7 protein-coding genes, 12 tRNA genes and 1 rRNA gene are annotated in these 9,622 nt (G+C 40.0%); 1 reads left to right on the top strand and 19 read right to left on the bottom strand.

Going from position 1 to position 9,622, the window contains the following annotated elements; translation table 11 throughout:
* The 14 genes from JOC34_RS11180 to JOC34_RS11115 all read right to left on the bottom strand — a co-directional run.
* Nucleotides 1-62 (bottom strand): 16S ribosomal RNA (locus tag JOC34_RS11180); the annotation flags it as partial.
* A gap of 274 nt (nucleotides 63-336) precedes the next feature.
* Nucleotides 337-410, bottom strand: a tRNA-Ile gene (locus JOC34_RS11175).
* A 10-nt stretch (nucleotides 411-420) separates the two neighbouring features.
* Nucleotides 421-494, bottom strand: a tRNA-Gly gene (locus tag JOC34_RS11170).
* Between the two features lie 41 nt (nucleotides 495-535).
* Nucleotides 536-612 (bottom strand) — tRNA-Pro (locus JOC34_RS11165).
* A gap of 6 nt (nucleotides 613-618) precedes the next feature.
* Nucleotides 619-695: transfer RNA gene (locus tag JOC34_RS11160), tRNA-Arg, on the bottom strand.
* Nucleotides 696-749: 54 nt separating this feature from the next.
* A tRNA-Leu gene (locus tag JOC34_RS11155) sits at nucleotides 750-832 on the bottom strand.
* 39 nt (nucleotides 833-871) lie between these two features.
* A tRNA-Leu gene (locus tag JOC34_RS11150) sits at nucleotides 872-953 on the bottom strand.
* A 16-nt stretch (nucleotides 954-969) separates the two neighbouring features.
* Nucleotides 970-1,042 (bottom strand) — tRNA-Lys (locus tag JOC34_RS11145).
* Between the two features lie 190 nt (nucleotides 1,043-1,232).
* Nucleotides 1,233-1,307 (bottom strand) — tRNA-Gln (locus JOC34_RS11140).
* Nucleotides 1,308-1,316: 9 nt separating this feature from the next.
* A tRNA-Asp gene (locus JOC34_RS11135) sits at nucleotides 1,317-1,393 on the bottom strand.
* A 21-nt stretch (nucleotides 1,394-1,414) separates the two neighbouring features.
* Nucleotides 1,415-1,486, bottom strand: a tRNA-Glu gene (locus tag JOC34_RS11130).
* A 9-nt stretch (nucleotides 1,487-1,495) separates the two neighbouring features.
* Nucleotides 1,496-1,586 (bottom strand) — tRNA-Ser (locus JOC34_RS11125).
* Between the two features lies 1 nt (nucleotide 1,587).
* Nucleotides 1,588-1,662 (bottom strand) — tRNA-Asn (locus JOC34_RS11120).
* A gap of 271 nt (nucleotides 1,663-1,933) precedes the next feature.
* Nucleotides 1,934-2,401, bottom strand: coding sequence for a SprT family protein (locus tag JOC34_RS11115; RefSeq protein ID WP_205136813.1), 468 nt, complete (start codon nucleotides 2,399-2,401; stop codon nucleotides 1,934-1,936).
* Nucleotides 2,402-2,614: 213 nt separating this feature from the next.
* Here JOC34_RS11115 and JOC34_RS11110 point away from each other — a divergent pair, with 213 nt between their 5' ends.
* Complete coding sequence (locus JOC34_RS11110) at nucleotides 2,615-4,078, top strand: catalase (protein WP_205136812.1); 1,464 nt, start codon at nucleotides 2,615-2,617, stop codon at nucleotides 4,076-4,078.
* Nucleotides 4,079-4,660: 582 nt separating this feature from the next.
* Here JOC34_RS11110 and JOC34_RS11105 read toward each other — a convergent pair.
* The 5 genes from JOC34_RS11105 to JOC34_RS11085 all read right to left on the bottom strand — a co-directional run bounded on the left by JOC34_RS11105 (nucleotide 4,661) and on the right by JOC34_RS11085 (nucleotide 9,421).
* Nucleotides 4,661-6,832, bottom strand: coding sequence for a Tex-like N-terminal domain-containing protein (locus JOC34_RS11105; protein ID WP_205136811.1), 2,172 nt, complete (start codon nucleotides 6,830-6,832; stop codon nucleotides 4,661-4,663).
* 424 nt (nucleotides 6,833-7,256) lie between these two features.
* Nucleotides 7,257-7,853: a SpoIIE family protein phosphatase gene (locus tag JOC34_RS11100; protein WP_205136810.1), complete on the bottom strand. Its 597-nt coding sequence runs from the start codon at nucleotides 7,851-7,853 to the stop codon at nucleotides 7,257-7,259.
* Entirely contained in the window at nucleotides 7,850-8,641 is a 792-nt protein-coding gene (sigB, locus tag JOC34_RS11095) for an RNA polymerase sigma factor SigB (RefSeq protein WP_205136809.1), read from the bottom strand. The genes JOC34_RS11100 and sigB overlap by 4 nt, the downstream gene beginning before the upstream one ends.
* Entirely contained in the window at nucleotides 8,613-9,089 is a 477-nt protein-coding gene (rsbW, locus tag JOC34_RS11090; RefSeq protein ID WP_205136808.1) for an anti-sigma B factor RsbW, read from the bottom strand. Before rsbW ends, sigB begins: the two co-directional genes overlap by 29 nt.
* Nucleotides 9,089-9,421, bottom strand: a complete 333-nt coding sequence (locus tag JOC34_RS11085; RefSeq protein WP_205136807.1) for an STAS domain-containing protein — start codon at nucleotides 9,419-9,421, stop codon at nucleotides 9,089-9,091. Before JOC34_RS11085 ends, rsbW begins: the two co-directional genes overlap by 1 nt.
* Nucleotides 9,422-9,622: the final 201 nt, after the last annotated feature.

Raw genomic sequence — 9,622 nt, 5'->3', positions numbered from 1 at the left:
ACTTGCATGTATTAGGCACGCCGCCAGCGTTCATCCTGAGCCAAGATCAAACTCTCCAAAAAAGTGTTTGAAATAGAATCGACACCAATCGACTCTATCAATTGTCTTAGCTTGTTACTTGTTCATCTAAAGGCAAGCCTTTAGATGTTCGAAAAACAGTCTCTGTTTTTCTTGACATACTGGTTGTTTTGTTCAGTTTTCAAGGAGCAAATGTTTTGCGCCGCTTCAAAACAGCGACTAAATAAATATAACACACATCGTATTTAATGTCAACAATTATTTAAAATTGTTTTTTGATGACGTATTTTCTTAACCATCCTTCATTATAAGGACGAATGGGCCTGGGTGGACTCGAACCACCGACCTCACGCTTATCAGGCGTGCGCTCTAACCAACTGAGCTACAGGCCCATGTAATAAATGGAGCGGGTGATGGGAATCGAACCCACATCATCAGCTTGGAAGGCTGAGGTTTTACCACTAAACTACACCCGCATATAAAGTTTTCATCATATTATGTAAATAACTGGCTGCAATGGTCGGGAAGACAGGATTCGAACCTGCGACCCCTTGGTCCCAAACCAAGTGCTCTACCAAGCTGAGCTACTTCCCGTAAAAATGGTGCGCCCGAGAGGGGTCGAACCCCTAACCTTCTGATCCGAAGTCAGACGCTCTATCCAATTGAGCTACGGGCGCTAAATGCGACTTCCTAAATATAGCATATTTTGTAAGTGCAGGCAACTATTTAAGTGCGGCCGAGAGGACTTGAACCTCCACAGGGTCTCCCCCACTAGGCCCTCAACCTAGCGCGTCTGCCATTCCGCCACGACCGCAAAGTATTAATTATTGGACACTTCATTATATCGATCAAGTGCGGGTGAAGGGATTTGAACCCCCACGTCCGAAGACACTAGATCCTGGGTCTAGCGCGTCTGCCAGTTCCGCCACACCCGCAAGAGGCGTGATTTGATGAGCCATGGAGGATTCGAACCTCCGACCCTCTGATTAAAAGTCAGATGCTCTACCGACTGAGCTAATGGCTCGTTATATTAACTTCGTTCTTCTATTAAAAGCATTTTTTTAAAAACCACACTGTTACTTACTATTCAAAGTTGCAAATGCATGGCGCTTCTAATGATGAAAAAATACTATTACATAAAATAGTATTTTCAACTTTTTATCATAATCATATCTTCTATATTACCGTTAAACAGGTTACTCACCAGAAAAATATGGCTGGGCTGCTAGGATTCGAACCTAGGATACACGGGATCAAAACCCGATGCCTTACCGCTTGGCTACAGCCCAACAATATAATGGCGGTCTGGACGGGACTCGAACCCGCGACCTCCTGCGTGACAGGCAGGCATTCTAACCAACTGAACTACCAGACCTCTTTTATATGAAAGAGAAAATGACCCGTACGGGATTCGAACCCGTGATACCGCCGTGAAAGGGCGGTGTCTTAACCGCTTGACCAACGGGCCATGTAAGAATGGCGGAGAAGGAGGGATTTGAACCCTCGCGCCGTTTTCACGACCTACACCCTTAGCAGGGGCGCCTCTTCAGCCACTTGAGTACTTCTCCATGGCTCCACAGGTAGGATTCGAACCTACGACCGATCGGTTAACAGCCGATTGCTCTACCACTGAGCTACTGTGGAATAATTTTAGTTAAAACAATATATCTCATTTCCCTTTAACCATTTGTGCTTATTCGACGAAATCATCCAAATTCATGTTCATATGTAATGTATAGATGCTTTTTAAATAATCACAACGAGAAATATATTACAGCATTTTTCAACCAATGTCAATTGTTTTTTTAAAAACAATAGTGAAATCTGCCGGAACTAACTTAACAGCTTATTTAATTTACCATGTAACGCAAATTTCGTCAATGGATTTAACAAAAATATTTATTCTGTATCGAAATCACTGTGTAGAAGCTACTATTAACCGCCCTTTGCATTTACCACATCTATATTTCTTTACGTCAACCCGTCGTATTCTTCTATATTCAAGTTTGCAGTCTTCACAGATATACTTATATTTGTATTTAACTTCCTTTTGCTGCGAAGGTAACGGGCTACAATGCCTTGGGGAGCCCGTCTTTTTTAATAAATCTTTAAATGCTTGGTCCCCATGCTTATATCCTTTTCCTTCTATATGAAGGTGATAATGACATAACTCGTGTTTAATAATGCCAATAAACTCTGCTTCATCCATTTCAAAATAGTATTTCGAATTTAGTTCAATCGTCTTCCTGGCGGGAATATATCTTCCCCCTGTTGTTCGTAAACGAGTATTAAATAGGACATCGTGTTTAAATGGCTTATAAAAAAAGTTTTTAGATATATTGTTAACTAGTTCAAAAAGATCTTCATTCGTTAAAAGTTTCATTTGCGACAACTTCCTTGTATATAATCTTAATTCTACTCTATCATAAATGGCATCTATTTCTCCATCACAAATTAATGCTTCTATATAATATGATTTTTAACATTTCCTTATTTAAAATTATTGTAATTAAACATTGATTTTTAACTAGATTGTATTATAATTAGATATAGGATAAATATCCATTAATTTTTAGTAAGAGAAAGGGGAATATCATTGACTAACAAAAAGAATACATTGACAACTGCATCAGGTATCCCAGTTGGAGATAACCAAAATTCGATAACTGCTGGTAACCGTGGACCAGTATTACTGCAAGATTTTCATTTACTAGAAAAACTTGCCCACTTTAATAGAGAACGAATTCCTGAGCGTGTCGTCCATGCGAAAGGAACAGGTGCATTCGGATATTTCGAAGTAACCAATGATGAGCTTTCCAAATATACGAAGGCTGATTTTCTAAGTGAAAAAGGTAAACGTACAGATATGTTTGCGCGTTTTTCAACCGTTGCTGGTGAGCAAGGATATTCAGATACAGTACGTGACCCACGTGGCTTTGCATTGAAATTCTATACAGAAGAGGGTAACTATGATTTAGTTGGTAATAATACACCAATCTTCTTCGTTCGTGATGCAATCAAGTTTCCTGATTTCATCCATACACAAAAACGTAACCCGAAAACAGGATTAAAAGATCCTAATATGGTATGGGACTTCTGGTCACTTTCACCAGAATCACTCCATCAAATCACTTATTTACATGGAGACCGTGGTATTCCGGCAACGCTTCGTCATATGAACGGATATGGAAGCCATACCTATAAATGGGTGAATGACAAAGGTGAAGCATTCTGGGTCAAATATCACTTCATCAGTGATCAAGGCGTTAAAGCATTGGATGTGGATTTGGCTGATAAAATTGCTGGTGAAAACCCGGACTATCACAGAGAAGACCTGTACAATGCGATCGAAGCAGGGGACAACCCTTCATGGACTTTATACGTTCAAATCATTCCTTTTGAAGATTATAAAACGTATAAATGGGATCTATTTGACGTTACGAAAACAGTTTCTAAAAAGGATTATCCACGTATTGAAGTTGGAAAAATGGTGCTTAACCGTAATCCAGAGAACTTCTTTGCTGATGTTGAGCAAGCAGCATTAACACCTGGTAACTTGGTTCCTGGAATTGAAGCTTCACCAGATAAGATGTTGCAAGGTCGTATATTCAGTTATGCCGATGCACACCGTTACCGTCTAGGTGCAAATCATCAACAAATTCCAGTAAACCGCGCTGTAAATGAGGTTAAAAACTATCAACGTGATGGTTATATGCGTGTAGATGGAAATGGCGGCGGTGCTCCTAACTACGAGCCAAACAGTCTGAATGGACCTGCTGAAGATTTCACACAAAAAATCAATCCGTTTGAAGTAACCGGTGAAGCGAACAGTGTTGCTCATGACAGTGAAGACCACTATACGCAACCTGGAGATCTATATCGCTTAATGAGTGAAGATGAAAAAGCACGTCTAGTGAAAAACTTTGCTGACCATATGAGACCTGTTGAAAGCGACGAAATTAAATTACGTCAAATTGAACACTTCTATAAAGCAGACCCTGATTGGGGTACTAGAGTTGCTGAGGATCTAGGTTTATCCGTACCTGAGAGTGTAAAGTAAATCTATGAAACAATGATCTGAAGAATAGTGCAGGAGACACCTGCACTATTCTTTTTTTTTAATGCTCTTTTCGTTAGTTTTGTTGCTTTTAAATCTCCGTTGTTGGTAGATGCCGCTTCGGAAATACACTACGCTTTCCGCGGGCTCGCGCTAAGCCTCCTCACTCGCAAAGAACGCTCGCTGTGGGGTCTCATCGTCTTCGCTTTCCCGCAGGAGTCTTCATGTATTTCCTTCGCTAACATGAAGTTTGACAACAGTACAATATTAGCTTGCTTTCAACTATCATGATGGTTGTTTGGAGCGGAGGGTCGTTGACTTCTGCGGGAATAGCACGAGTCTGAAGACTCCACAGAGTGGGTTTCTCGAGGTAGGTTAAGTGTGCTACGTCCTGTGGCCGTGCCCGTGGAAAGCAACGGTACGCAGTGGAAAACACCCAGCCGTTACGTCGCGGTTTATATCTTTTGTATTTAGATAACTTGATTATGACATTGCAAAAATCCTTAGTTGCACTTATGCAGGATAAGAAAGTTTTCTTCCTGCAAAAAAAAGCAGATGATCACGATAGATCATCTGCTCTTTCATTTACTTTTCATCTTTAATCATGGACAGTGCGATTCTTCCTTTATTTTCGTCAATTTGTTCTACCCAAACGGTTACGACATCACCAACAGAGGCAATATCCATCGGGTGCTTCACAAATTTATTGGCCATTTTAGAAATATGAACAAGTCCATCTTGTTTCACACCAATATCAACAAACACGCCAAAGTCAACTACATTTCGAACAGTTCCCTGCATTTCCATACCGGGCTTTAAATCCGCTAATGATAGGACGTTTTGTTTCAACAATGGTTGTGGAAAATCGTCACGTGGATCTCGTTCTGGACGACTTAAAGCACTCATCATATCGATTAAAGTAGGCTCGCCAATTTCCAGGCTTGCTGCTATTTCCTTCTTATCTAATGTCTTCATTTTTTCGCGAAGTTTCTCTGATCCAATATCTTCGAGCTTGCAATCAATCATTTTCAATAATTGTTCTGTTTGCTTATAGCTCTCTGGGTGAATCGGCGTGCGATCTAATGGATGATCCCCATCAACAATTCGCAGGAAGCCAATCCCTTGTTCATATGTCTTCGCACCAAGCCGTGGAATTTTCTTTAATTGTTTACGGTTTGTAAATTTCCCTTCCTCATTTCGCTTGTTAACAATATTATTAGCCACCGTTTTACTTAAACCGGCAACATGCTGAAGCAATGAGGGGGATGCGGTATTTACATTCACACCAACTTGGTTTACAGCAGTTTCCACAACAAATGATAATGATCCATTCAAGGACTTTTGGCTAACATCATGCTGATATTGTCCAACACCAATCGATTTCGGATCAATTTTCACAAGTTCTGCCAATGGATCCTGGACGCGTCTGGCAATCGAGGCGGCACTCCTTTCCTCTACCTGTAAATCTGGAAATTCCTCCCGTGCTAACTCTGATGCTGAATAAACACTTGCTCCAGCTTCATTCACAATGATATACGGAATATCCAAATGATTATTGGATATCACATCGGAAATAAAGTGTTCTGTTTCTCTAGATGCAGTACCGTTACCAATCGCAATCAGTTCTACCTGATACTTGTTAATAAATGACATCACGATTTTTTCAGCACCTGCTGTATCATTTCTCGGCGCCGTCGGGAACATCACACTTACTTCATGTACTTTTCCTGTTTCATCTACAACAGCCAGCTTACAACCTGTTCGAAACGCAGGGTCTACACCTAGAATCGTTTTCTCTTTCAGTGGCGGCTGAAGCAGGAGATTTTTCAGGTTCTCTGAAAAGACTTCTATGGCCTGATCTTCTGCCTTTTCTGTAAGACTGTTGCGGATTTCACGTTCAATCGATGGCTGAATTAAACGTTTGTAACTATCCTCGATCGCTTCGTTTAAAATTTCCTGTTCTTTGTCATTGGCACGATTCTTCAATATCTTTTTCTTCAAAAAGCTTTCAATTCGTTCCGTAGGTGGTTCAATCCCCACTTTAAGCACATCTTCTTTTTCGCCACGATTTAAGGCCAGAATCCGGTGTGATACAAGAGATCGTACTGCTTCATTATATGAATAATACATTTCAAAGACGCCTTTTTCATCTGTTTCTTTGGATTTAACCTCCGATTGGATCGTTCCACGTTTAAACGTTTCTTCACGAATATAATCCCTGAATTCCGGGTCATCTGAAATCCATTCTGCAATGATATCATTAACACCCGTCTGAACATCTTCTAATGTATGTAATTCGTGTTCTTCTGAGAAATACTTCTCTGCCTCTACCGCGAAATCGGTGTTTTCTTGCTGCCAAACCAACTCCGCTAACGGTTCCAGTCCTTTTTCTTTAGCAATGGTTGCTCTTGTTCTACGTTTTTGTTTATATGGACGATATAAATCCTCCACACGTTGTAATTGGGTTGCAGCTGTTATTTCCCGCTGTAAATCCTCCGTCAATTTTCCTTGTTCATCAATGATGCGAAGAACTTCCTCTTTTCGATCAGAAAGATTAACCGCATAATGCCATTTATCTTGAACGGCTTTAATTTGCACTTCATCAAGTCCACCCGTTACTTCTTTTCGATACCGGGCAATAAATGGAACTGTATTTCCTTCATTCAATAATGCAATGACTTTATTTACTGTACCTGTGTTTACTTGCGTTTCTTTCGCTACCCATTTCGTCAGATCCTGGTTCAATTCATTCGACACACTTGTTCCTCCTTTACTTACCTGTCTATTTTATCGCAGTTTGGCGGGGCAGTAAAATCCCCTCCTCAAAAATATAGGGAAATCTAAAATTTCAGGTGGGGATAACTGCCCGCACAAGCCCGATTGGTTCAACTAACATTCAGTGGGAGAGCCAGACTAAATTCGCCACGTCCTGTGCGTCGAAAACTCCCACTGAATGAAGTTTCACTTTATCGCAGTTTGGCGAGGCAGTAAAATCCCCTCCTCAAAAGTATAGGGAAATCTAAAATTTCAGGTGAAGATAACTGCCCGCACAAGCCCGATTGGCATTCACTAAGCTTTTAGGTGTAATACCTTATCTAGCAAAAAATAGACGCATGCTTCCTAAAAAACGCGTCGTATTCTCAATTGGGACATTAAAAGGCTGCCACCAATGTGCCAGCCCTTAATCTTCATACCGCATCGCAATTAACGTTGTGTCATCCTGTCTTACTTCATCACTTGTATGTTCATACATTTGCGTGATGCTACGAACATCTTTGTTTGTAAAAAATCTCCGGGACAGTTCTTTATCCATAACACCATCGGAAAACATAATAAAGTTCATCTCTGATTCCAGTTTCTCTTGTGTAACCTTAAAAGATCTTTGGTATCCAGATAAATAACCCGCATTTGGGATATTCCGCTTCTTCTTTTTATCCTTCGTAACAGTCATCACACCAATATTTCCTAACGATGAAAAAGAGTACATTTTTGCTTTAAAGTTTAACTTTAATATACCAAGGACCACGCCTCGTTTACCAGTCAACGCTTCGTTACATTTTCTAACAAGCTGTTCCACAGTTGTATAAACATTACTTCTGATAATATCAATCACAGCTTGAGAGGATTCCTTTGCAAAATCACCACTGCCTAATCCATCTGCCAATGCACAAACAAATTCCTTATCTGTTTCTGTATAGAAGTAACTATCACCACAGGCATAATTCCCTTTTTTAGGCTTTTGGTAGACAGAGACTTCTACCTTCCTTACCGTACTCAATCGAAGACCTCTTCGCTTTCAGATTGAATGGCTTCCCTCAGCCGACGTAATGAACGTCGTTGAAGTCTGGATACATGCATTTGTGATATACCAAGCAACTCACCGGTTTCTTTCTGACTCATATTATCGAAATAGGTACATTGGAGAATTTGTTGTTCGCGTTCGGACAACACAGGCATTATTTTTTCCAATAACATTTTTTGATCCATATTTTCATACCCATTTTCTTCGTCTCCTACCAAGTCCAGGATAGAAACGGTACCGCCGTCAGCATCTGCTTCAACTTTGCGATCCACAGATAAAGCTTTATAGCTTCGTCCCATTTCCATGGTTTCTAATATATCTTCTTCCGATACATCTAAATAGTTTGCTATCTCTGAAACCGTTGGCGATTTTTGATCCATAATGGTTAACTCGTCTGCTGCCTTTTTGATCTTTGGCCCTAATTCCTTGATTCTCCTTGGTACATGAACACTCCATGTTTTATCACGGATAAATCGTTTAATTTCACCAATAATTGTTGGAATAGCAAAGGATTCAAAAGATTTACCAAAGGATGCATCATACCTTCTAACTGCTGCTAATAATCCAATCATACCTACTTGAACCAAATCTTCATGGATCACACTATTCTTCGAGTATTTCCTAGCAAGGGATTCTACAAGGTTTTTATAAGTAAGTACCATTTTCTCTTGTACTTCTTCATCAGTCGGGTTTTTTTGCAAGTATTCAATCCATTGGTAAACCTCATCTCGTCCCTTATTGTGTGGTTGAGATTTGGTTGTCATTAAAGCCCACCTCAGTTTCATTCAAGAACTTTGTCATTAAAATAATCACACCGGAGTTGTTATTAATTTGTACCTCGTCCATTAAAGCATCGATCAAGAATAGGCCAAAGCCCCCTTCCCGTAAATTTTCTACGGATTCGTCATTCTCATATGGTCCGATGCCATCTTTAATTTCATCTAAATTAAAACTGCCGCCGTGATCAGCGACCATCACTTCAAGCCGGTCTTCATATACACCAAATCCAACCGTTACTTCTCCCTGATCAACATCTTCATAAGCATGTGTTACAGCATTCGTAATCGCTTCGGAAATAGCTACTTTGAGATCTTCAATATCCTCGTAGGAAAATCCCATCCTGTTTGCAATACCTGATATGCTTAGCCTTACAACGCCAACATACTCTGCCTTTGCAGGAACCTTCATTTCAATAAAATCAAATCTTTCCATTATTCTTTTCCACCTCGAATCACTGCATTTACATCAATAATCTCATCTAAACCGGTAATTTTAAATAAGCGAAAAACACGATCCTGAATATTGATCAGTTTCAAATGACTTTCGTGTTCTTTTGTTGATTTCAATGCACTGATAAAAATACCCAAGCCTGTACTATCCATATAATTAACGTCTTCTAAATCAACCTCAACCGTTCTTTCTTTTTCAACGGTTAACGGAATTAATGCCTCTTTTAATTGTGGTGCGGTATAAGCGTCAATCTCACCTGAAAGACTTACAATTGACTTCCCTGTTTCTTCCAAAATATCAATATTTAGGTTCATTTTCTTCCCCCCTGAATGCTGTGTTACCTTATCATTAAATATATAGTTACATTTTCAATAACAGCGCTTTTAGCAACGAAAGTATAACTTTCCTATCTGCCAAAAGTACAACGAAAGCAATTCGCCTAAGGCTTAGCCAATGCCATGTTTTCTACAAGAGAATTACACGTTATTCCCTTGTACCCGGAGCATGCAACCTTT

The organism is Virgibacillus halotolerans, assembly GCF_016908515.1.
GTDB lineage: Bacteria > Bacillota > Bacilli > Bacillales > Amphibacillaceae > Virgibacillus_M > Virgibacillus_M halotolerans.
This window is presented reverse-complemented; position numbering and strand designations above follow the sequence as displayed.